Origin of the sequence: Macrococcoides bohemicum (assembly GCF_003259675.1) — a bacterium.
In the GTDB taxonomy this organism is placed as follows: domain Bacteria; phylum Bacillota; class Bacilli; order Staphylococcales; family Staphylococcaceae; genus Macrococcoides; species Macrococcoides bohemicum.
On sequence record NZ_PZJG01000001.1, the window covers coordinates 167,439 to 190,693 of the forward strand.

A 23,255-nucleotide genomic window follows, 5' to 3' on the forward strand; every position below is an offset into this window, starting at 1 on the left:
TTAATAAGTGATGATTTAATCATAAGTATGGTGGTACCGTGCATGAGCACCCTTACATTTTTTGTAGGGGTGTTTTTTATTTTATTATAAATCATTTATTGATATTAAAGACATATCCATATCAGCAATTTAAACAATAAATTTTAGAGGAGGAACAAAGATGGCAAATGCATTATTAGAAGATTTAAGATGGAGAGGTCTCATCTATCAGGAAACGCATCCAGAAGAAATTGAAGCATTACTGAATAAGGAGAGTATTAGTGTATATTGCGGAACCGATCCTACTGCGGACAGCTTGCATATTGGTCACTTGTTACCTTTCATGACATTGAAACGATTCCAGCAACATGGTCATCGTCCAGTTGTATTAATTGGTGGTGCTACAGGAATGATTGGGGATCCATCAGGTCGTACAGACGAGCGCACTTTACAAACAATAGAACAAGTTCAACGCAATGTAGATGGTATTTCAGCGCAAATGGAACAATTATTTGATTTCGACGGTGATACAGGCGCGATGCGTGTCGATAATAAAGACTGGTTAGGTCAAATTGATCTATTAACATTCTTACGTGACTACGGGAAACACGTTGGTGTGAATTATTTATTAAGCAAGGATAGTATTGCATCACGTTTAGAGACAGGTATCTCATTTACTGAGTTTACTTATACAATTTTGCAGGCAATAGACTTCGGTCATTTAAATAAAGAACATAACGTTAAACTTCAAATTGGTGGTAGTGACCAATGGGGGAACATTACGAGCGGTTTAGAATTAATGCGTCGTATGTATGGTGAAGTTGAAGCATTCGGTATGACAGTCCCATTAGTTGTGAAATCGGACGGTAAGAAGTTCGGTAAATCTGAAGGCGGCGCGATTTGGTTAGATCGTACAAAGACAAGTCCGTACGAGTTCTACCAATTCTGGATCAACACACCGGATAGCGATGTAATTAAATTCTTAAAATACTTTACATTCTTAAGTAAAGAAGAAATTGATGCGTTAGAAAGGTCAGTTGAGACAGAACCTCATTTACGTTTAGCTCAGAAGAAATTGGCTGAAGAAGTTACAAAATATGTACATGACGAAGCTGCATTAGAAGAAGCAATCAATATTACTGATTCTTTATTTAAAGGTGATTTAAAAGCCTTAACAGCAGATCAGTTACGTACGAGCTTTAAAGACGTACCACAGAAAGCTGTAGAAAATACGAATCTTGTTGAAGTATTAATCGAAGCAGGTATTGCACCAAGTAAACGTCAGGCACGTGAAGATATTAAGAACGGTGCGATTTCGTTGAACGGTGAAAAAGTTACAGATACAAGTCATGAAATTACTTCAGCAGATAAAATTGAAGAAGAATTTACAATAATTCGCCGTGGTAAGAAAAAGTACTTTATGATCACATATAAATAAATGATTAAATGTTAAAGAGATGGAGCATTATGCTTCATCTCTTTAACATTTCTTTATTGAAGGCGTTTAGAAGCCAATTTAGAGGGTAAAAATAAATACTTAATTAAAAGGAGAAATGATATGAAAAAATTATTAATACCTATTATCGGATTAGTTGTTTTATTATTAATTATTGGTAGTATGTTAATCGGTCCTTACAATAAACTTGTCGGACTAGATGCTGATGTGCAAAATGCGGAAGCAAAGGTTGATACACAGTTACAAAGACGTCTGGATTTAATTCCAAACTTAGTTGAAACTGTAAAAGGTTATGCAAAACACGAAGAAAAAGTATTTAAAGATGTTTCTGATGCACGTGCGAAATTAGCAGGTGCAAAAGAAAACGGTTCAATGGAAGATAAAGCAAATGCCAATGCGGAATTAAACTCAGCATTGAGTCGTTTAATTGCAATTCAGGAGAATTACCCGAATCTAAAAGCTGATACGCAGTTTACAGGTTTACGTGATGAATTAGCTGGTACAGAAAATCGTATCGCTGTAGCGCGTAATGATTACAATGAAGTTGTTACAACTTATAATAAAGCGGTAAGAAGTTTCCCTGCAGCCTTATATGCTGGCATGCTTGGATTTGAAAAGAAAGAATTCTTTAAAGCCGATGAAGCTGCAAATAAAGCACCAAGTATCGATTTTAATGCTGATGGAGAAAGTAAATAATGTATAAGAAAAAGTTCGCGATTTTTATCGCGCTCTTTTTAATCTTCACGATTACTTTACCGGCGAATGCAGCTGAGCCATTGCCAAAGCTTGAACAACCTATATTTGTTCAGGACCATCTCGGCATATTCAAACAAAATGAAAAAGATTTTCTCAATCAGCGTGGTGAAACGTTACAAAAAGGTACTACCGCTGAAATCTTAATCATGACGATGCCGTCGATAGGGCAAGAAGTAAGAGGAGATTATGCACTTCGCGTTGGACGTGAATATGGCGTCGGAGATAAAGAGAAAAACAACGGGATAGTGATTTTGTTTAATTTAGATAACGGTAATGAATTTAGAAATAGAGGTATTGAAGTACAAGTTGGTTATGGCTTGGAAGGTGTCTTAAATGATGCGAAGGTCGGAGCTATGATTGATAAATATGCGATGCCTGATGTACGAAAAGCACTTGCAGCTGATCCAAAAGGTGAAACTGCTGAGAGTAAGGCACTTTATGCTCAAGGGCTTGGAAAACTTTATAATGCAATATTTGATGAAGTAAGTAAAAGTTATGGATTTGATGGTGAAAAATATACGAGAGATACACCGATGGTCGATGATAGTTCAGACGGTATTAGTGTATTCGAAATATTAATTGGATTATTCTTATTATACTTAGTCATCTCTATCTTTATGGGAGGTGGCCGAGGTGGCGGCGGTGGTGGACGTAGACGTTCATCAGGACCTGTCATCTTCTTCCCAACCGGTGGAGGCTTCGGCGGCGGATTCTCTTCAGGCGGATTCGGCGGCGGCGGATTTGGCGGCGGAGACTTTGGTGGCGGTGGCGCTGGCAGAGGATTCTAAAATTAAAGGACTAACAACACTACATACAATGTTGTTAGTCCTTTTTTATTATTTATCTTCAGTACTTCTTAATGTCAGTTCAACGTCTTTTTTATTACCATCACGGATAATTGTAAACTTTACATTATCTCCAGCTTTTTTGTTCTTGTATATATAGTTGCGAACGTCGCCATCTGTTCTAACATCCTGTCCTTCAATTTGAGCAATGACATCGCCTTCTCTAAATACTTTACCGGCTTTTTCATCAGTACCTGCAACAAGTGCTCCTGTGTTAGCCGATACATTCATTTTCTCTAAATAATTAGCAGGTACATTTTCAATACTAACCAATGCAAGGCCCATGAATGGGCGAACCACTTTACCATCTTTTACAAGTTGATCTATGATGACTTTCGTATCGTTTGAAGGAATTGCAAAGCCTAAACCTTCGACAGTGTCTGCTGATATCTTCAAAGTATTAATACCGATCAACTGCCCTTGATTATTAATTAACGCTCCACCTGAGTTACCAGGATTGATTGCAGCATCAGTCTGAATTGCTTTTACTGACGATTCTCCAGCTGAAGTATCGACCTTCATTGTTCTTTCTTTTGCACTAATAATACCTTCAGTAACACTACCTGATAATTCAATACCTAATGGATTTCCGATTGCATAAACAGTGTCGCCAATACGAATTTTTGAAGAATCTGCAAACGGAATAGGCTTAATATTATATTGACCAGAGATTTTTAATACTGCAATATCTGTTAAAGCATCGGTTCCTATTAAAGTACCATCCACAGTTTCCCCTGTAGATAAACGTACTTTTAAATCTTTAGCGCCTTCTACAACGTGGTTGTTAGTTACGATGTATGCTTCATTATCAGTCGACTGATAGATAACTCCAGACCCGGTGCCTGCAGGTGTCTCTTCACTACTACCACTATCTCCACGTAAAATATCAAAGATGCTACTATTTGCCTGTTGCATATTGATGACACCAACGACTGCAGGTGAAACCTGCTCTAACATATCAGCAAGTTCTGTATTATTACCGGCAGTTTTCTGGTCAACCTGAATCGGTGTAGCATTAGAATTAGAACCTGTACCTGGAGATACTAAATTGGGTAGATGTGATGCACCAATCGTCAGACCTGAACCCAGGACGGCAGCTAACAATAATTTAAAAAAGCCAGGTCCATTATTCTTTTTATATGTACGCGGCTCATCATTACGAACATATTGAACGTTTTCATTAGCATCATATGATTCATTATTATGTATTAATCTTTTTTCATTATCATGTTGATTATATCTTTCCATTAAATTTCCCCCTAAATATAGTTGATATAATAAAATAACATACCATTTATATCTGAAAATTTCATATATTAAACCTTCAGTTCACGAAATCGACAAATCAACAAAGTATATTCATATGCATTTAAATTGTGCTAAAATAAAATAGAGTTAAAATTATAATGCATATTAAAAAACAAATATATAATTCAAAGAACAAAACATAGAATAAAAAAATGTTATATCAAACAACAAGGAGCACATAACATGTACAAATTTTTGGCAACGCTTATTTACTTTGTAACAAATATTCTATTACGTAAAGTTAAAGTAATAGGTAAAGAAAATGTCCCTAAAAATGAAGCGTTTATCGTTACATGTAATCATAGAAGTATGGTTGAAATTATTATACTTGCAATGGCACTATACCCAAGAGAAGTGCACTATATGGCGAAACAGGAATTGTTTAAAGGAAAGTTACTTGATAAGTTCTTTAGATCTGTGAATGCATTCCCTGTAAACAGAGCGAATCCAGGACCATCAACAATAAAGACGCCAGTAAAGTTAATTAAAGAGCATAAGATTGTTGGGATATTTCCAAGTGGACAACGCGCAGATAATGCACCGATGAAAAAAGGGGCAGCCACTATTTCTGTAATGAGTAAATCTAAACTATTACCGGCAGCTTACGAAGGACCGATTAAATTTAAAGATGTAATATTTGGAAAAGAAAAATGTTATATTATGTTTGGTGAACCAATTGATAGTCAGACTTTTACTGCACAATATAAGAAAAATGAGGCAATTGAAGAGATTACACAAACATTAGAAAGTAAAACAAATACATTAATAACTAAATTAAAACACGAAGCGTAATTATTACGCTTCGTGTTTTAATGTTTTGTAGAGATACGTCTCTTTGTCCTCTGGGTAAATAAATTCAAGTTTTATGATTTGAGGTTGGTTTGTTTTACTGGCGATAGCCTGTGTTTTTTCTTTGATTTTACTAATATATGATACTTTCTCAACTTCATTTTGAATTAATTTATATTCTGTTTTTTCATCAGATGAGTAAGGATAAGACGTTTTTAGTACGATGATACTCATAAGTCTTCACCCACTTCCAAATTTTTATAGTTAAGTTATAATACTATTTCCCCGTATACTGCTACTTTAAACGCATAACGTATGATAAATTTTATTTCAAATATAACTAAAACCATCGTTGATGATCCCCCTATATAATATGAACTAATTATTATTATTAATAGAGTAAAAAAATAGCATGTAAAATTATAATAAATTCAAAAACAATATATTAAATATTCAGAATATATAGTATAATTTATTAAAAGTAACATGGGGGTGCAGCATGACGATACATAGGATGAAAAAAGAAGATTCAGTAATAGAATTTATTGAAACGATAGAAGATAGAAAACGTAGAAAAGACTGTATTAAATTATTGGAAATCTTTGAAGAAAGCTCTGGATTTATCGGAAAGATGTGGGGCCCTAATATTATTGGGTTTGGAAAATATCATTATAAGTTAAACAATCAAATAGAAGGAGATGCACCGCTCATCGCATTTGGTCTGAAGAAAAGTAAAATAAGTTTGTACTTTGCTCAGGATAATATTAATCGTGATCGTTATTTAAAGGAGTTGGGGAAACATACACTAGGGAAGACGTGTGTGTATATAAGTGATATAGAACAAATTGATGTTAAAGTATTAAAACATCTTATTGTAGATTCAATGAAATATCTTCAAAATCAGTATGATAATACATAAAAAAATAATGAATCAAGTTAGGCACTTGTTTCATTATTTTTAATTTCTGTAGGAAAGAGACTGCACTCTAAATTTTTAAGTTTTGTATAAGTATCATCATCTAAAGATTCAATTTTCTGTTCATCTGTAAACAGTGATTCAATTAATTCAATATCAATATCTGTAGCAGTAGATATTTGATATGCAGTTAATCTACCTTTAAATAGAAATGGAAGACCTTTCATTCAATCACCCTTAAATTAGTTATTAGTTTATTATAGCTAACAAACCATATAATTAAAAGTTTTTTTTTCAAATATATAATATTATTGCATATATATTTGAGGATGTACAATAAATGTATATATGCTTAACAAAATATATATTGTATCCGTTGAGTTTAAATAATAAAATAAGGTGTAGTGTAAAATTTTATTTCATAGGAGGTAAGTATATGTATTCATTCTTACAAAGATTAGGTAGAAGTCTGATGTTACCTGTAGCTGTATTACCAGCAGCAGCACTGTTATTGGGTATAGGTTACTGGATTGATCCAACAGGATGGGGTGCAAATAACCCTATTGCTGGATTTTTAATTAAGTCTGGAGGAGCAATTCTTGATAATTTAGGTTTACTTTTTGCGATTGGTGTTGCTCTTGGAATGTCTAAATCTAGAGATGGAGCTGTAGCTTTAGCAGCAGTTGTGGGATTTTTAGTTGTTACAACTGTTTTATCACAAGCTTCCGTAGCAAACTTACTGCATATCAAACCTGAAAAAGTTGATATGAGTTTTGGAAAGATCAATAACGTATTTATTGGTTTACTTGTTGGTTTTATCTCTTCATGGACTTTTAACAAATTTCATCAAACTGAATTGCCAACAGCATTTGCATTTTTTAGTGGTAGACGATTAGTGCCAATCTTAACATCTGTCTTTGCAATGATTTTGTCAGTTATTTTATTATTTGTGTGGCCATTCTTCTTCGGATTACTTGTTTCTTTCGGTGAATGGATGATTGGATTAGGAGCAGTCGGAGCAGGTCTATTTGGATTCTTCAATCGTTTATTAATTCCCACTGGATTACACCATGCACTTAATGCTGTTTTCTGGTTTGATGTTGCTGGTATTAATGATATTGGAAAATTCCAAAGTAAAGATGCTGTTAAGGGAGTAACTGGTATGTATCAAGCCGGATTCTTCCCGGTGATGATGTTCGGTATACCAGGTGCTGCGTTAGCAATGTATCATTCAGCAAAAACTGAACGTAAAAAAGCGGTAGCAGGTATTTTCTTAGCTGGTGCCGTAGCAGCATTTGTTACAGGTGTTACTGAACCTGTAGAGTTCTTATTTTTATTTATTGCACCAAGTTTATATTTAATTCATGCATTATTGACGGGTATTTCAATGTTTATTGCGGCAAGTATGCATTGGACGGCTGGCTTTGGTTTTAGTGCAGGAGCAATTGACTTTTTACTTTCAACTAAAAATCCGAATGCTAATAACCCATTTATGCTCTTAGTATTAGGACTAGTTTATTTTGTATTATACTATGTAATTTTTAGAGCAATTATTAAACTACAAGATATTAAAACTCCAGGTCGTGAATCTGACGAAGATATCGCTAAGATGATTGCGCAAGAAGATGCAGATATGGGTCATACATCATCAGAAAATGTTGTCGTTAGCACATCTCAACCTGGAAAATACGATAAACTTGCACAATCTGTAATTTCAGGTGTAGGCGGTAAAGAGAATATTGAAAGTGTAACAAACTGTGCGACGCGTTTACGTTTTGAACTAAAGGATAATTCAATTGTGGATGAGAACTTGATTAAACGTGCTGGTGCAGCTGGTGTAATGAAGGTTGGGCGTAAGAATGCTCAAGTTATCATCGGCACACATGTCCAACAAGTAGCAGATGTTGTAGATGAATATTTAAAGTAATGCAATGATGATTTAAAAACAGCCTTTTGGCTGTTTTTTTATTTTATCTAAACTTTACTTCATTAATGTGATAACACAATATCATAATACAATTTTTGGATATTCTATTGTTTTGTAAACGTTTTCATTCTATAATAATATTGTCTGAAAAATTAGAATAATTAAAAAGGAGAATATAAATGACTTTATTATTAACAGGTGATAATTTAACAATCGATGCGATTAGAAAATTCTTAAATAACAATGATGTTGTCGCCATATCTGATGAAGCTTTAAGCAGAGTGAAAAGAAGTAGAAAAACTGTAGAAAAGATCATAGAAAATAAAGAAACGATTTATGGTATTACAACTGGTTTTGGATTGTTTTGTGATGTTTTAATTGACCAGGATAAATGCAATGATTTACAAGTACATCTTATTCGTTCACATGCTTGTGGGGTGGGGCAACCGTTTCATTCAAACGTATCACTTGTTATGATGATTTTACGTCTTAATACGATGTTAAAAGGGCACTCAGGGGTAACAGAAGCATTGGTCGATCAATTAGTATTCTTTATTAACGAACGAATTATTCCGGTTATTCCTGGACAAGGTTCATTAGGAGCATCTGGAGATTTAGCGCCATTATCACATTTGGCGTTGGCTTTAATCGGAGAAGGTGATGTTGAATATCAAGGCAAAGTTGAAAATAGTAAAGATGTACTTGAACGTTTGGGAAGAAGTCATTTAGTGTTACAGGAAAAAGAGGGGCTGGCATTAATTAATGGTACACAGACTATGACTGCTCAAGGTGTTATCAATTACATTGAAGCTATCGATATTGCATATCAGGCTGAATGGATCGCCTCACTTACGCATCAATCATTGAATGGTATAACAGATGCATATAACGAAAATATTCATATTGTGCGTAATAATGATGCTCAAGTTGGTGTGGCTAAACGTATGCTAGGTTGGCTAGAGGGCTCTCAATTAACAACGAGACAAGGTGAAGTTCGTGTTCAGGATGCTTATTCACTGAGATGTATCCCTCAAATTCACGGAGCAAGTTTCCAGGTATTCGAGTATGTTAAAGAAAAATTAGAAGCGGAAATGAACGCAGCTAATGATAATCCTCTTATTTTTGATCTGGGTGAAGAAACGTTAGTTATTTCTGGTGGGAATTTCCATGGTCAACCAGTTGCTTTTGCTTTAGACTTTTTGAAGATAGGATTAAGTGAATTAGCGAATGTATCGGAGCGTAGAATCGAACGTCTCGTCAATCCACAGTTAAATGGTGGACTACCAGCATTTTTATCACCAGAACCAGGTTTACAAAGTGGTGCTATGATTATGCAATATGCAGCAGCTAGTTTAGTGTCAGAAAATAAGACGCTTGCTCATCCAGCAAGTGTAGACTCTATTCCTTCAAGTGCTAACCAGGAAGATCATGTGTCAATGGGAACAATTGCTGCTCGTCATGGGTATCAAATATTAGAGAATGTGAGAAACGTAATTGCAATTGAATGTATTATTGCATTGCAGGCAGCTGAAATCAAAGGTGCAGAAAAATTATCTGAGAAAACAAAAGCTAAATATGATGAATATCGTCAGATTGTTCATAGTATTGTAGAAGACAGACCATTTCATAAAGATATTAAAACAGTGTCTGACTTTTTAAGACAACAAGCATATAAGGAGAAATAATGAAGAAAAAAAACCACCAATGGTGGTTTTTTATTTCTTCTTAAAAGTTTCGTAATATCTACGACCTTTTTCGTAATCCAGACGGCCTTCCCAACGCGCGATAACTAAAGTAGATAATGAGTTACCAACGACGTTAACAACTGTACGCATCATATCTAAAATACGGTCGATACCGATGATTAATGCTAAACCTTCTGGGTGAATGTTCATTGCAGTAAGTGTTGTTATCAATACTACAATAGAAGTCCCTGGTACAGCTGCCATACCTTTAGATGTTAACATTAATGTTACTAATAATACTAACTGTTCTGTTACTGATAACTGAACCCCATACATTTGAGCGATAGTCAGTGCTGCAATTGATTGGTACAATGCTGAACCATCTAAGTTAAATGTATATCCTGTAGGTACAACGAATGATACGATTTCTTTCGGTGCACCGAATTTCTCCATTTTCTCCATAATCTTTGGTAATACTGTTTCAGAACTTGAAGTAGAGAATGCTAAGATTAATTCTTCTTTCAAGATAACAAGTAAATGGAAGATATTAATCTTACAAAGTGCTGCTACACCACCAAGTACTACGATGATGAAGAAAATCATTGATCCAGCTACTACTAATGCTAATTTACCAAGTGGGATTAAAGCACCTAATCCTAAGTTGATAATTGTAACTGCCATAAACGCAAATACACCAATCGGTGCGTATTTCATAATTTGATTTGTCATCCAGAAAATTACGTCTAAGAATCCATCGAAGAACGCTTTAACAGGTTCACCTTTTTTACCGATTGCCGCTAACCCTAATCCAAAGAATACTGAGAAGAAGATGACCGGTAATAATTGACCTTGAGCCATTGAATCGATAATATTTGTTGGAATAATATTAACGATTGTATCTATCATGTGGTTACCATATGTAGATTCTGCGGCTGCTTCAGCATTTGTTGTATATTTCGTAACGTCCCCTTTAGGTAATAGATTCTTATCGATACCTGAACCTGGCTTAAACACGTTAGCAAATATGATACCTAATCCGATTGCTATTGTTGTAATAATTTCAAAGTATAATAACGTTTTCCAGCCGTAACGACCAACAGTTTTCATATCTCCAGTTCCTGCAATCGAAATTACAAGTGAACAAAATACGATTGGTACTACAATCATTTTAATTAAATGTAAGAAAATATCACCTAGTGGTTGAAAGTAGTTAACATACTCAGTTTTTCCGTTAAGCATAGCTCCTACAACAACACCAAGAACTAATGCTAATAATATCTGCATAGGTAAGCTTATAAATTTTTTCTTTTTTGGTTTTTTTATCTCTGTTACTGAACTCATATCATCCCTCTTTTCTTTCGTACTAATGTATTTTATTTGTTATTGATAAGTCTGTCAATTTAATTATTTAATAATTGTCAGAAAATTTAAGTAGTCATTATGTTTTAATAATGACGTAATTGTGTACTCTGTGAACTTTAAGAATACTCTCTGAAAGTATATTAAATATACATTTAATAACGTTTCTGAAAAAAAGCTGTAAACGCTATCACAAATTGTATTGTTTGTTTAATATAATTTATCTAGGATTAAATGCTATAAAAAACTATTCCGGATACCGAAATAGTTTTATGAGTAAATTACTATATTAATATATTATTATTAATAAATATTTCAATTGAACTTCAACATTACCTTTTAGAGCACGTGTAATCATACAACTTTCTTCGGATTTATTAACATATCTTATAATTTTTTTCTCGTCTATTTGTGCTGTGCTGATCAAATAGACTTTGTAAGTAATACTTTCATACGTTAATACTTGTTTTTGATTATTAATCGTCGCGCTAGCATCCACATAATCTATTTCAACCGGAATATTATTACGTTCAAACATAGAACTTAATGTTATTGTAAAGCATGTAACTGCAGAAGATAAAAGCATCTCATCTGGATTGGTACCGATATCAGGTCCATCCATTTCTTTCGGTATTGATATTTTAGACTTAAGGTTTCTGTTTTCTATCGTACCGACACCGTGATAGCCACCTGTAAATTTAGCAGTACAGTTAAATGTATGTTTCATTTTACACCCTCCTTTTATATCCACATAAAACAAAAAAACGAACACTTCAGAATCATTGTTTCTGAAGTGTTCGGAATAGTAGAAAGACGATAGTCTTTCAAAGTACTTATTAACGTGAGTAGTACTCAACGATTAATTGTTCGTTAATTTCAGCTGATAATTCGCTACGTTCTGGAACGCGTACGAAAGTACCTTCTAATTTTTCTGCATCGAAAGTTAAGTATTCAGGAACATGGTTAGATAATTCAACTGACTCAACAATGATGTTTAATTTTTGTGATTTTTCACGAACTGAAATCACTTGACCAGGTTTTAATTGGTATGATGGGATGTCTACGCGAGCGCCATCTACCATGATGTGACCGTGGTTAACTAATTGACGTGCTTGACGACGTGTACGTGCTAAACCTAATTGGTACACTACTGCATCTAAACGAGATGCTAAAAGAGCCATGAAGTTAGCACCGTGAATACCTTTCATTTTACCAGCACGGTCAAAGATTGTGCGGAATTGACGTTCGTTGATTCCGTACATGTAACGTAATTTTTGTTTCTCTTGTAATTGTAAACCATACTCAGATAATTTTTTACGTTGGTTAGGACCGTGTTGTCCTGGTGCGTAAGGGCGTCTTTCTAATTCTTTACCAGTGCCGCTTAAAGAAATTCCTAAACGACGAGATTTTTTCCAAGTTGAACCTGTAAAACGAGCCATAATGTGACTCCTCCTCTTTTTTGTTTTTTTATGTAAAAAACAAAAATATGATAAATGCTTAAGTCGATATGGTGTCATTCCGTGTCTTCGCCTTATAGCTTCAGTTACACAACACGCCAACATAGGGGACACTATAGAGCGCCTCAATATTTATCTGCTATCTTCGTTTATTCACATAGATGTTATTATAACATGTTGATATGTATTGTCAATAACGAATTACACTAATTTTGATAAGTGGTTCTTCAGCACCGATACGAAATTTTCTAAGCCTTCCTGATCTTCAGCAGTAAAGCGATCTTTAATTGGCGCATCGATATCCAGCACGCCAAATACACTATCGTTGATGATTATTGGTACAACGATTTCAGATTGACTTGCCGCATCACATGCGATATGACCAGGAAATGCATGGACATCTTCGATACGCATCGTTTTTTGTTCGCTTACTGCAGTACCACAAACACCTTTTCCGACAGGGATTGTTACACATGCTGGTTTGCCCTGGAATGGTCCAAGTTGTAATTGATTATTTTTCATCGTGTAGAATCCAACCCAGTTTACGTCAGTAAGAAATTCATTGAGCAGTGCACTCGCATTTGCGAGATGACTTACAATATCATCCTTTCCTTCAAGCAAAGCATCAAGCATTTGATTGAGTGTCTTATAATCTTTAATATGGCTAGTTTCAAACATAATATCACTCCATTTTGTAAATTCTAATGATTAGTATACATTAGTGTAACGAATTTGAGAACTTTTCACAATTAATTGTTTTTGTAATACATATTTTACGTTATAATAGGTAAGAGTACTTTGGAAGGAATGAAAATTGATGATATATGCCATAGTTGGAATAATCGTTTTAATACTAATTATTATTGGTATTATGTTTTATTTAAGAAATCAAAAAAGAGCAAGTGTTGAGCGTGTTGAAGCAAGAAAAAATGCAATCAAAAATTTACCGTTCCAGGATGAACTCGTAAAAGTTAAAGTTTTAAATTTATCAGGTCAAGCAAATAGCCGTTTTGATAAATGGAAAAAAGAATGGCAGACTGTTTTAAATGAAGATATTAAAGTTTGTGAGTTAACTATAAATGATGCTGATGAAGCGCTGGATAAATATAAGTTTAAAGAAAGTGAAGAGAAGGTTGTAGAAAGTCATCATTTACTTGATCAGATTGAAAAGAAATATCAGCATTTTACTGAAGAGATTAATAATTATTTATCGTCAACGAAAGAAGATGATAGAAAATATGATGCTTGTAAAATTATTTATAGAGAAGCTAAGCGTGATGTGTTAGCGAACCGTCATCAATTTGGAGAAGCTGCTGATCCGCTGGAAGCTCAAATTGAAACGTATGCACCAAAAATTGAAGTATATGAAGGTTTAGTTGCAGCTGGAAATTATGATGATGCCCATGATCATATTACTGCTCTACATAATGAAATGACACGTTTAAAAGAAGATATGGAAGATATTCCATTACTTATTCGTGATGTTCAAAAAGAATTGCCAGGACAGTTCCAGGATATTCGTTTCGGATGTCGTGATCTGAAGATTGAAGGTTACAATTTAGAACATGTTAAAGTGGATAGTAATCTACAAACATTAAAAGGTAAGCTTAATTTAGTAGAACCGTTAATTGCGAGATTACAGTTAAATGAAGCAGAAGCGATTATTAATGAAATCAATGACTCACTCGATGAAATGTTAGAGTTAATCGAATATGAAGTGAATGCTAAGAATAAAGTAGAGACAACGAAAGAAAGCATTACTGATCAGTTATTCCATGCAAAAGATATGAACTATACATTACGTACTGAAATTGAATACGTAAAAGAAAGCTACTATATCAATGAAGAAGATATTCAAAAAGTTCGTCAGTATGATAATGAGATACAGAGTTTAATTACAGTTTATGATGAAATCTTAACCGAAACAGCTAAATCAAGTATTCGCTATACTGAAGTTGAAGATAATCTAAAATATATTGATGACCATGTGAAAGTCATCAATGATAACCAGGATAAGATACAGCAGCATTTAACAAATTTACGTGAAGATGAGCAGGAAGCGCAAAAGAATATATTAAAGATTCAAGCTAAGAAAGAAGAGATTTATCGCCGATTACTTGCATCTAACTTATCAAGCGTACCTGAACGTTTTATTATCATGAAGAATGAAATTGATATTGAAACACGTGGAGTACACCAACTATTCAATAAACGTCCGATGAATGTGACGCAAGTTCGTGATAAAGTAAACAAAGTATTAATTACGATGAATTCATTTGAAGCCGAAGCGGTTGACGTATTAGAAAATGCCGAGTATGCTGAGAAATTGATACAGTATGGTAATCGATATAGAAAAGAAAGGCCAGATGTAAACAAAGATTTAAACGAAGCAGAACGATTATTTAGTAACAACAGATATAAGCGTGCGGTCGAGATTGCAGAAGCTGCAATTGAGCGTGTTGAACCTGGTGTTACGGAAAAGATTGAAGCAAGTGTATTAAATCAAAGACAATAATAAAGCAATAAAAGACTTGAACTCGTTCAAGTCTTTTATTCATTGAGGTGAATTTATGAATTATTTAGATAATTGTGCAACAACAAAACCAGACCCTGAAGTATTAAATACTTTTAATACTGTCAATACGAAATACTTCTTTAACCCGAGCAGTCCTCACGACAAAGGTTTAGAAGCAAATAAATTACTTGAATCCGCTCGAGATCAGATTAAATCATTGTTGGGGTTAACCCATCAATCAGTTATTTTTACGAGTGGTGCAACAGAATCAAATAATTTAGTGATTACTGGAATGGCACGCAGTAAGAAACAGTTTGGAAAGACAATCATCACTTCTAAACTTGAACATCCATCGGTGTTAGAAACAGTCAGAGCACTGGAAGATGAAGGCTTTAATATTAAATATGTTCAGTTTAATGAAGATGCCACGCTTAATCTCGCACATTTTAAATCGATACTTGATCAGGATGTCATCATGGTTTGCTTAATGCATGTTAATAACGTGATGGGTGCAGTTCTACCGATTAAAGAGATACATGATATTATTCAGGAATATCCAAAGATTCATTTTCATGTAGACTGTGTACAGTCCTTTGGTAAACTACCGATTGATGCTAAGATGATGGATAGCTTTGTATTAAGTGGCCATAAATTCAATGGTCTAAAAGGACAAGGAATACTTGTGTTTGAACAACTAGTTACCATTACGCATACTTTATTTGGTGGAGGACAAGAATATGGCTTTAGAAGCGGCACAGTAAATGTTGCGAGTGACGTTTCATTGGCAAAAGCGATGCGTATCGCTTTAAATGAACAAGAAGATAGTATCAAGCGTATGAACCAGTATAAAAAGACGATAGAATCTAAGGTGAGTCAGTATCCTGGTATTCGTGTAAATTCAGTAAAAGACGGTGCGCCGCATGTTGTAAATATTTCATTTGTCGGGGTAAAAGGTGAAGTTATCGTCAATAGTTTTTCTAAACATGGTATTATGATATCTACAACGAGTGCCTGTTCATCAAAGCGAGCAAAGTTAAATGAAACATTAACTGCACTCCATGTACCAGAAGATGCGATTACTGGAAGTGTACGTATTTCTTTTGATAAATATACAACTGATGCACATATTGAAGCTTTTATTAAAGCATTTGAATTGATCTATGAAGAGATGAAGGAGCTATTAAAACGATGAAATTTGATCATATATTAGTGAGATACGGCGAACTGACATTAAAATCAGGAAACCGTAACACATTTGTTAACCAGTTAAAAAGTAATATTAAATACGCTTTAATCCCTTTAGAAGGATATAAAGTATTAGCAAATAGAGATAGAATGTACGTTGAAGTTTCAGAAGATGCGGATGTTGAAGAGATTATGCGTCGTATCTCTAAAGTATTTGGTGTACATTCAGTAAGTCCTGTTGTTAAAGTAGAAAAAGATATCGAAGCAATTAAAGAAGCAGCTGTTGTATTAGCTAAAGACATTGATGAACCAGGCAAAACGTTTAAAGTAGATGCGAAACGATCTGATAAAGGCTTTCCTTACGAAACATTTGATTTACAGCAAATACTTGGTGGAGAGATATTAAAGCATATTGAGCATTTAACTGTTAAAGTAAAAGATCCTGACTACAAGTTATTAGTTGAAATTCGTCGCGACGCAGCATATCTATACTCACGCGTTATTAAAGGCGCAGGTGGATTACCGGTTGGTACAGGTGGAAAGACATTGTTAATGTTATCTGGTGGTATTGATTCTCCGGTTGCAGGAATTGAGGTGATGCGTCGTGGTGTTACAATTGAAGCGATACATTTTCATTCCCCACCATTTACAAGTGAAGAAGCGAAACAGAAGGTTATTGATTTAACTCAGATCATGGCTGAAACTGCCGGAGAAATTAAACTTCATCTCGTGCCTTTTACTGATATTCAGAAGATGATTCATAAGACAGTACCAGAAAATTTAACGATGACTTCAACGCGTCGTATGATGATGCGTATCGCTGATCAATTTGCTCGTCAAATCGATGCGAAAGCACTTGTCAACGGAGAAAATTTAGGTCAGGTAGCTTCTCAAACGTTAGGCAGTATGTATGCCATTAACGCGGTCACAAACTTACCGATTCTACGCCCTTTATTAACGTATGATAAAGAAGAGATCGTAATTAAAGCGAAAGAAATTGGTACATATGAAACGTCTATCTTACCGTTTGAAGATTGCTGTACAATATTTACACCGAAAAATCCTAAAACTAATCCTAGACTAGATAAAGTAGAAAGCTTTGAAAGTAAAGTTGATTTTGATGCCATGATCAAGAAAGCGATTGAAGGTATAGAGACGATTACTCTTTCAAAAAATAATCAAAAAGCGGAAAATGACTTCTCTGACCTTTTATAAGGAGATGGTATAATGTTAGATAAAAATGTGGTAATTGCTCATCGTGGTGCTAGTGCCTATGCACCCGAACATAGTTATGCATCTTATGATTTAAGTCACTTTGATATGCACGCAGACTATATTGAACTTGACGTACAGATGACCCTGGACGGAGAAATTATCGTGATGCATGATGAAACGATTGAACGTACAGGACTCACGCAAGGTACAATCAAAGAAATGACGCTTGAAGAGGTAAAACGTATATATATTGGTCAGTGGTTTAATGATAAGTTCCCCGAACTTGCACATGTTTATTATGCTGAGCAGACCGTTCCGACTTTACGAGAAGTGTTTATGCGTTACGGACAAGCGAATTATTATATAGAAACGAAAGCACCAGATATTTATCCAGGTATGGAAGAACAATTGACGATGATTCTAGAAGATTTTAATTTGTTAACTGACGAGAGAATGGCGAATTATCAAACTGTAATTCAGTCGTTTAGTTTAGAAAGTTTGATTAAGATGAATCAGTTAAAGCAAGGCATTCCATTACTATTGTTATGCAAGAAAGGCATGTTACGTAATATGACCGATGATGATTTAGAGAAGATTCATCAGTTTGTTTATGCGGTAGGTCCTAACTATAAAGATTTAGATCAGGCATTAATTAAACGTATACATCATATCGGCTTTCTTGTCTTCCCATATACTTTAAATGATGAGACAGATATGGAGCGACTTATCAATGAAGGTATTGATGGTGCTTTTACGAATTATCCGGATATACTTAGAAAGCAATTTCGAATGGATAATGGAGAAATATTTGAAAGTTAATTTTAAAAAGCTAGCGACAATTATTCGTCGCTAGCTTTTTTGACATATTTAAGTAAAGAATACTTGTCTCTTGAGTTCTATCCATTCATCAGCTTCGGGGTTCTGTTCGACAAGCTGATTTACAAGTATGTCATGCCAGATAAAGTTCTGCATTAAATAAATTTGTTGTGGATCAATTGAGTAATAAGCTTGTGACTGAATATTAAGATCACTCCCATAAATCATCTCGCCTTGATCATTGATAATAATAAACCATTGTTTATCTTCGATTGTGTCTGTATAACGTGTGGGTCTATGGATCAAAAGTTGGTTGTTTTTGTGATTTAAGGATTGATTATTTTTGAAGATAATACCTTTTAAAACTATGTCTCTTTCTTTTAATATATCTTCAATATTGTTGAGTGTACCTGGCCATAAAGAAACATAAAGTGTTTCTTTTGTATTGTTTATAATCTCTTTTACTTTCTGGATAATATCTTCTTTTGTTTGATATGTCTTTATAATAATATCTTCTGGTGTAACTGTATTAATATTGTTTAAATTAGTCTGTAAGTCATTCATCGTATTTTCATATTCCATTCGTTTACGATCAATAAAAGTTTGATATGGGAGTGCTACATAATAGATTTGTTCTGCTTCATCAATTTTTGTTATGAGTTCTTTTTCGATTAATTTATCAAGCGTATCGTATATTCTGGCACGTGGTACTGCAGAAAGTTTACTGATTTGATAACCGTTTGCTTTACCTAATTTGATACAGGCTAAGTAGCATTTTGCTTCATAGCTACTTAATCCAAGATGCATCATTTGTTTAATAATATCTTGTTCCAAAAAAACACCTCTTTACGTAATTTCAATTTTGTTTTATAGTTACTATTATAGTAGTAACTAAAGGAGCGTTCAATGTGGATATTCAAATTTTACTCATTTTAATTATTTTCGGATTTTTAGCTGCATTTATCGATTCCGTGGTAGGTGGCGGGGGACTGATTAGTATTCCTGCATTACTCGCCACAGGTATGCCGCCTTCTATGGCATTAGGTACTAATAAACTAGCATCATCATTTGGATCATTTACGTCTGCGATTTCATTTATCCGTTCCCGTAAAGTGGATTTTAATATCGTTGCAAAACTGTTTCCGTTATCATTTATTTTATCTATAATGGGTGCATTTGTTGCAACAAAGCTGCCGCCAGAATATTTAAAGCCACTTGCAATTATTATGTTATCACTCGTATTAATTTACACGTTATTTAAAAAAGATTGGGGCGATATTTCAACGTATCAGAAACTTACAAAGAAAAAATTGATATTATTTATTATCATCATTGGTTTAATTGGATTTTATGATGGTTTTTTAGGCGGGGGAACCGGTAGTTTCCTGCTGTTTGTCTTTTTGATTATCGGATTTGACTTTTTAAGTGCTGCAGGAAACGCGAAGGTCTTAAACTTTGCGAGTAACTTAGGTGCGCTATTATTATTTATTGTATTAGGGCAAGTCAATTTTACATATGGACTAAGCATGGGCGCTGCGATGATTGCTGGCAGTTATGTTGGTAGCCAGTTTGCCATTAGAAAAGGTGTATCATATGTTAAAGTACTATTTGTATGTGTGACTGTATTATTAATCGGTAAAAATATATTTGATTACATTAAGGAATATCTATAGGAAACGATTAGATATTTCTTTTTTAGTAAAGAATCTTAAAATTACCTTAAAAGCGCATGGATATTCTTCTTGGATATCAATAATCTGTTATGATTAAGTAGAATAAAAATATTGGAGGATGAATTGATGAGTAAAAGAGTTATTGCAATGATTATTGCGGCAGTTTTATTTATTTTAGGAACGTCTGTAAGTTTCTTTACAAGTGCTGTAACAACGAATTTTTCGAAATCATTTGAAGAAGCTACAAATATGAAAAATGATGAACTAAGTACTACAGTACTTGAAGGTACAGATGGATCTAACCAAATTGCACGTGTTGAAGTAGACGGTGTAATCCAGGATACTGGGGTTCCAGGATTATTTGATGAAGCAGGATACAACCATACGAAGACATTACAGACTTTAGAACAAATTAAAGACGATGACAATATTAAAGGTCTGATGCTTGTAGTGAACTCTCCAGGTGGTGGGGTATATGAAAGCGCTGAAATTCATGATGCTATCAAAGCAATAAAAAAATCTGGTAAGAAAGTGTATGTAACGATGAAAAATATGGCTGCTTCTGGTGGATATTATATTTCTGCACCAGCTGATAAAATTTATGCTTCAAGTGAAACCATTACAGGATCTCTTGGTGTAATCATGCAATCTATGAATTATAAAGAATTAGCTGATAAATATGGTGTTAAATTTAATACGATTAAAAGTGGGCCGCATAAAGATATTATGAGTCCGACAAAAGAGATGGATGAAGAAGAGCGCAAGATTTTACAGAGCTTTGTAGATGAAAGCTATAATGCATTCGTAAAAGTAATCAGTGAGGGGCGTCATATTGATACAGCACAAGTGAAAAAAATAGCTGATGGCCGTATTTACTCAGGATTACAAGCTAAGAAACTAAATTTAATTGATGAAATTGGTATGGAAAAAGATGCATTAAAAGCGATGAAAGAAGATTTGAAAGCAAAGAATGCTGAAGTGATCGAGTTTAATGCGGATGATTCATTTTTCGGTAAAGATTTCTTTGCAGCGAATACATTCGTTAAACAACTGATGGGACAAAGTGATGTTGATCGTGTTCAACAAATTCTGTCAAAACGTCAAGGTTTAGAGCCAATGTATCTATATGGGGAGTAGGTGAGAAAAATGACAGAACATTTTAATGAAAGTAATACAGTCCGTCAATATTCTCCAATCGATAATGGTCAATATGTAAGCGAAAGAGCTAGCGGTACATATAGTCATAAGCGTAAACTTGAAGATGAAATTTTAGCGTTGACCCATGCAGGGTTCGGCATTCGTTTAATTGCATATATTATTGATCTTATTCTCATTTCTTGTATTAAAGGGATTATCATTGGACCAATCGTTGGATTAGGTGGATTACATGATACTTATTTTGGTATAAGACTGTTCTCGGTGGAAAATATTTTAAGTGCGATCATTTATTTCAGCTATTTTATATTGATGACTTATTGCTTTAGAGCAACTTTAGGTAAGATGATACTACGTCTTAAAGTGTTAAGTTTGAAGGAGGAAAAACTTTCGATCGGTACAGTGCTTACAAGAGAATTATTCGGTCGTTATATTAGTAATTTCTTTTGGTCACTGCTTTATCTTGTAGTATTATTCAATCCTAAAAAACGTGGGATACACGATATACTGAGTGATACATTTGTTGTAAGAGAAGACAAGGAGCCAATCAGACAATTTATATTAAATGAAGGCATCCGTTAAAATAATGCTTATAGTTTTATAATTTGTGCTGTTCATGGTAAATTATTAAGTGAATAACACTTAAGGAGGAAGACAAATGACTCAAGTAACTTTTAAAAATAACCCAGTAACATTATTAGGTGAGCAAGTAACTGTAGGTACAGCAGCGCCTGATTTTTCAGTATTAGATACAGATTTAAATGTTAAGACATTAGCTGACTTTGAAGGAAAGAAAAAATTAATTTCAGTTATCCCTTCGATTGATACTGGTGTATGTGAACAACAAACACGTAAATTCAATGAAGAAGCAAGTAGCATTGATAATGCAGTTGTAATCACTATCTCAGCTGACTTACCCTTTGCACAAAAAAAATGGTGTGCAGCTAACGGTTTAGATAACGTTGTTACTTTAAGTGACCATAAAGATTTATCATTCGGTACAAACTACGGTGTAGTAATGGAAGAATTACGTTTATTAGCTCGCTCTGTGTTCGTATTAAACGATGTTAATGAAGTAGTTTACACTGAAATCGTTTCAGAAGGAACAAATCATCCGGATTATGATAAAGCAATCGAAGCTTTAAAATCAATCTAATTTACAATAATAATGCATAAATGCTGCCCCGAGTGGGCAGTTTTTATTTGAAAGGAAACAATGATGATAGAAGAATTATTTAAACTTATAGACGATAAAGCTAAAGCATTTCAGAAAGAAAATGGACACAGTTTCATTGAGAATTTAGGTCTGGCACTTGAAGATATTTATATGAATGAACGTGATACTTTAGAACGTAGTACGGTAATAGACCGCCGTAAAGCATTTCAGTTCAGCTATTTAAGCATGTTAAAAGAAGAGATGATTCAACCAAATCATCAGATGACACCAGACAGTATCGGTTATTTGGTGGCATATGTCATTCGATTATTTATGCAGGATAGTAAAGAAATTAAGATGCTTGATCTGACAAGTGGTACTGGACACCTATCAGCCACTATACATGAACAAAATCCTGAAACGACATTTGATCACGTATTAGTAGAAGTAGATCCAGTATTATCTAGATTAAGTGTACACTTAGCGAACTTTTTAGAAGTGCCGATGGATGTTTTCCCGCAAGATGCCATCATGCCTTTACCAGAAGGTGATTTCGATATAGCAGTAGGAGATTTTCCAATTGGTTATTATCCGGTTGATGAACGTAGTCACGAAATGAAGCTTGGCTTTAAAGAAGGACATAGTTATAGCCACCATCTTCTAATTGAACAAGCGGTTGCTTCATTAAAACCAGGGGGTCTTGCATTTTTAATCGTTCCGAGCATGTTATTTGAAGGAGATAAAGTAGAACAGCTCCAAAAATTCATTGCTACAGAAACAGTTATGCAGGCATTTTTAAATTTTCCTACTAGTCTATTTAAATCAGAAAATTTGCGCAAAAGTCTGTTAGTACTAGAGAATAAAAAGGTAACAGATTCAAAGCCGGTAGAAGTTTTGTTGGCTAATATTCCTGATTTTAAAGATGAAAGAAAAATGAAAGCCTTTTTAGACGAACTTGATACATGGTATTCAGAAAATCGTAATAAATAATTGCTGTATTATTGTTGCTTTAAACCTGTATTAATGATTAAATAAAAGTGTTAAAATTTATTTAGGAGGATTT

The 23,255-nt window shown here is 34.1% G+C and carries 24 protein-coding genes; 16 read left to right on the top strand and 8 right to left on the bottom strand.

Features of this window, described 5'->3' with window-relative positions; genetic code table 11:
* Positions 1 to 160 precede the first annotated feature (160 nt).
* The 3 genes from tyrS to BHX94_RS13080 all read left to right on the top strand — a co-directional run bounded on the left by tyrS (position 161) and on the right by BHX94_RS13080 (position 2,979).
* Positions 161 to 1,417, top strand: coding sequence for a tyrosine--tRNA ligase (tyrS, locus tag BHX94_RS01585; protein WP_111744636.1), 1,257 nt, complete (start codon positions 161 to 163; stop codon positions 1,415 to 1,417).
* A gap of 120 nt (positions 1,418 to 1,537) precedes the next feature.
* Complete coding sequence (locus BHX94_RS01590; RefSeq protein ID WP_096076135.1) at positions 1,538 to 2,131, top strand: LemA family protein; 594 nt, start codon at positions 1,538 to 1,540, stop codon at positions 2,129 to 2,131.
* Positions 2,131 to 2,979 carry a TPM domain-containing protein gene (locus BHX94_RS13080; protein WP_111744637.1) on the top strand — a complete coding sequence of 283 codons (849 nt, stop codon included), beginning with the start codon at positions 2,131 to 2,133 and terminating at the stop codon, positions 2,977 to 2,979. Before BHX94_RS01590 ends, BHX94_RS13080 begins: the two co-directional genes overlap by 1 nt.
* Positions 2,980 to 3,027: 48 nt before the next feature.
* Here the strand turns inward: BHX94_RS13080 and BHX94_RS01600 are convergent, their stop codons facing one another.
* Entirely contained in the window at positions 3,028 to 4,284 is a 1,257-nt protein-coding gene (locus BHX94_RS01600; RefSeq protein ID WP_111744638.1) for a S1C family serine protease, read from the bottom strand.
* Positions 4,285 to 4,527: 243 nt separating this feature from the next.
* Here BHX94_RS01600 and BHX94_RS01605 point away from each other — a divergent pair, with 243 nt between their 5' ends.
* Positions 4,528 to 5,136: a lysophospholipid acyltransferase family protein gene (locus tag BHX94_RS01605; RefSeq protein WP_111744639.1), complete on the top strand. Its 609-nt coding sequence runs from the start codon at positions 4,528 to 4,530 to the stop codon at positions 5,134 to 5,136.
* Between the two features lie 3 nt (positions 5,137 to 5,139).
* Here BHX94_RS01605 and BHX94_RS01610 read toward each other — a convergent pair whose 3' ends face one another.
* Positions 5,140 to 5,367: a hypothetical protein gene (locus BHX94_RS01610; RefSeq protein WP_111744640.1), complete on the bottom strand. Its 228-nt coding sequence runs from the start codon at positions 5,365 to 5,367 to the stop codon at positions 5,140 to 5,142.
* Positions 5,368 to 5,632: 265 nt separating this feature from the next.
* On the opposite strand from BHX94_RS01610, the gene BHX94_RS01615 reads away from it, so the two are divergent.
* Positions 5,633 to 6,052 (top strand): DUF1801 domain-containing protein, encoded by a 420-nt coding sequence (locus BHX94_RS01615; RefSeq protein WP_111744641.1) that lies wholly within the window; start codon positions 5,633 to 5,635, stop codon positions 6,050 to 6,052.
* Between the two features lie 17 nt (positions 6,053 to 6,069).
* On the opposite strand, the gene BHX94_RS01620 is transcribed toward BHX94_RS01615, so the two are convergent.
* Complete coding sequence (locus tag BHX94_RS01620; RefSeq protein ID WP_111744642.1) at positions 6,070 to 6,276, bottom strand: hypothetical protein; 207 nt, start codon at positions 6,274 to 6,276, stop codon at positions 6,070 to 6,072.
* 209 nt (positions 6,277 to 6,485) lie between these two features.
* Here BHX94_RS01620 and nagE point away from each other — a divergent pair, with 209 nt between their 5' ends.
* Positions 6,486 to 7,976 (top strand): N-acetylglucosamine-specific PTS transporter subunit IIBC, encoded by a 1,491-nt coding sequence (gene nagE / locus BHX94_RS01625; protein WP_111744643.1) that lies wholly within the window; start codon positions 6,486 to 6,488, stop codon positions 7,974 to 7,976.
* 179 nt (positions 7,977 to 8,155) lie between these two features.
* Positions 8,156 to 9,661, top strand: coding sequence for a histidine ammonia-lyase (gene hutH, locus BHX94_RS01630; RefSeq protein ID WP_111744644.1), 1,506 nt, complete (start codon positions 8,156 to 8,158; stop codon positions 9,659 to 9,661).
* Between the two features lie 30 nt (positions 9,662 to 9,691).
* On the opposite strand, the gene BHX94_RS01635 is transcribed toward hutH, so the two are convergent.
* The 4 genes from BHX94_RS01635 to BHX94_RS01650 form a co-directional block, all read right to left on the bottom strand.
* Positions 9,692 to 11,002, bottom strand: coding sequence for a cation:dicarboxylate symporter family transporter (locus BHX94_RS01635; RefSeq protein WP_111744645.1), 1,311 nt, complete (start codon positions 11,000 to 11,002; stop codon positions 9,692 to 9,694).
* A gap of 307 nt (positions 11,003 to 11,309) precedes the next feature.
* Positions 11,310 to 11,747, bottom strand: a complete 438-nt coding sequence (locus BHX94_RS01640; protein WP_111744646.1) for an OsmC family protein — start codon at positions 11,745 to 11,747, stop codon at positions 11,310 to 11,312.
* A 109-nt stretch (positions 11,748 to 11,856) separates the two neighbouring features.
* Complete coding sequence (gene rpsD / locus BHX94_RS01645) at positions 11,857 to 12,459, bottom strand: 30S ribosomal protein S4 (RefSeq protein ID WP_096076146.1); 603 nt, start codon at positions 12,457 to 12,459, stop codon at positions 11,857 to 11,859.
* Positions 12,460 to 12,678: 219 nt separating this feature from the next.
* The gene (locus BHX94_RS01650; protein WP_111744647.1) at positions 12,679 to 13,155 is read right to left on the bottom strand and encodes a GAF domain-containing protein; all 477 of its coding nucleotides are present in this window, start codon (positions 13,153 to 13,155) and stop codon (positions 12,679 to 12,681) included.
* Between the two features lie 136 nt (positions 13,156 to 13,291).
* On the opposite strand from BHX94_RS01650, the gene ezrA reads away from it, so the two are divergent.
* From ezrA to BHX94_RS01670, 4 genes are read left to right on the top strand one after another with little or no spacing between them, the layout of a single operon-like run.
* Positions 13,292 to 14,992: a septation ring formation regulator EzrA gene (gene ezrA / locus BHX94_RS01655; RefSeq protein WP_170120725.1), complete on the top strand. Its 1,701-nt coding sequence runs from the start codon at positions 13,292 to 13,294 to the stop codon at positions 14,990 to 14,992.
* A 55-nt stretch (positions 14,993 to 15,047) separates the two neighbouring features.
* The gene (locus tag BHX94_RS01660) at positions 15,048 to 16,184 is read left to right on the top strand and encodes a cysteine desulfurase family protein (protein ID WP_111744649.1); all 1,137 of its coding nucleotides are present in this window, start codon (positions 15,048 to 15,050) and stop codon (positions 16,182 to 16,184) included.
* Positions 16,181 to 17,392, top strand: coding sequence for a tRNA uracil 4-sulfurtransferase ThiI (gene thiI / locus BHX94_RS01665; RefSeq protein WP_111744650.1), 1,212 nt, complete (start codon positions 16,181 to 16,183; stop codon positions 17,390 to 17,392). Before BHX94_RS01660 ends, thiI begins: the two co-directional genes overlap by 4 nt.
* Before the next feature lie 12 nt (positions 17,393 to 17,404).
* Positions 17,405 to 18,211: a glycerophosphodiester phosphodiesterase gene (locus BHX94_RS01670; RefSeq protein WP_111744651.1), complete on the top strand. Its 807-nt coding sequence runs from the start codon at positions 17,405 to 17,407 to the stop codon at positions 18,209 to 18,211.
* 48 nt (positions 18,212 to 18,259) lie between these two features.
* Here the strand turns inward: BHX94_RS01670 and BHX94_RS01675 are convergent, their stop codons facing one another.
* A complete protein-coding gene (locus BHX94_RS01675; protein ID WP_111744652.1) occupies positions 18,260 to 19,042 on the bottom strand; it encodes a TrmB family transcriptional regulator in 783 nt (260 codons plus the stop codon).
* A 74-nt stretch (positions 19,043 to 19,116) separates the two neighbouring features.
* Here BHX94_RS01675 and BHX94_RS01680 point away from each other — a divergent pair, with 74 nt between their 5' ends.
* The 5 genes from BHX94_RS01680 (at position 19,117) to BHX94_RS01700 (ending at position 23,182) form a co-directional block, all read left to right on the top strand.
* A complete protein-coding gene (locus tag BHX94_RS01680) occupies positions 19,117 to 19,881 on the top strand; it encodes a sulfite exporter TauE/SafE family protein (protein ID WP_111744653.1) in 765 nt (254 codons plus the stop codon).
* A gap of 126 nt (positions 19,882 to 20,007) precedes the next feature.
* Positions 20,008 to 21,018: a signal peptide peptidase SppA gene (gene sppA / locus BHX94_RS01685; RefSeq protein WP_199798131.1), complete on the top strand. Its 1,011-nt coding sequence runs from the start codon at positions 20,008 to 20,010 to the stop codon at positions 21,016 to 21,018.
* Between the two features lie 9 nt (positions 21,019 to 21,027).
* Entirely contained in the window at positions 21,028 to 21,618 is a 591-nt protein-coding gene (locus BHX94_RS01690; protein ID WP_111744655.1) for an RDD family protein, read from the top strand.
* Between the two features lie 76 nt (positions 21,619 to 21,694).
* Complete coding sequence (gene tpx / locus BHX94_RS01695; RefSeq protein WP_096076156.1) at positions 21,695 to 22,192, top strand: thiol peroxidase; 498 nt, start codon at positions 21,695 to 21,697, stop codon at positions 22,190 to 22,192.
* A 60-nt stretch (positions 22,193 to 22,252) separates the two neighbouring features.
* Complete coding sequence (locus BHX94_RS01700) at positions 22,253 to 23,182, top strand: class I SAM-dependent methyltransferase (protein ID WP_170120726.1); 930 nt, start codon at positions 22,253 to 22,255, stop codon at positions 23,180 to 23,182.
* The last annotated feature ends 73 nt before the right edge of the window (positions 23,183 to 23,255 follow it).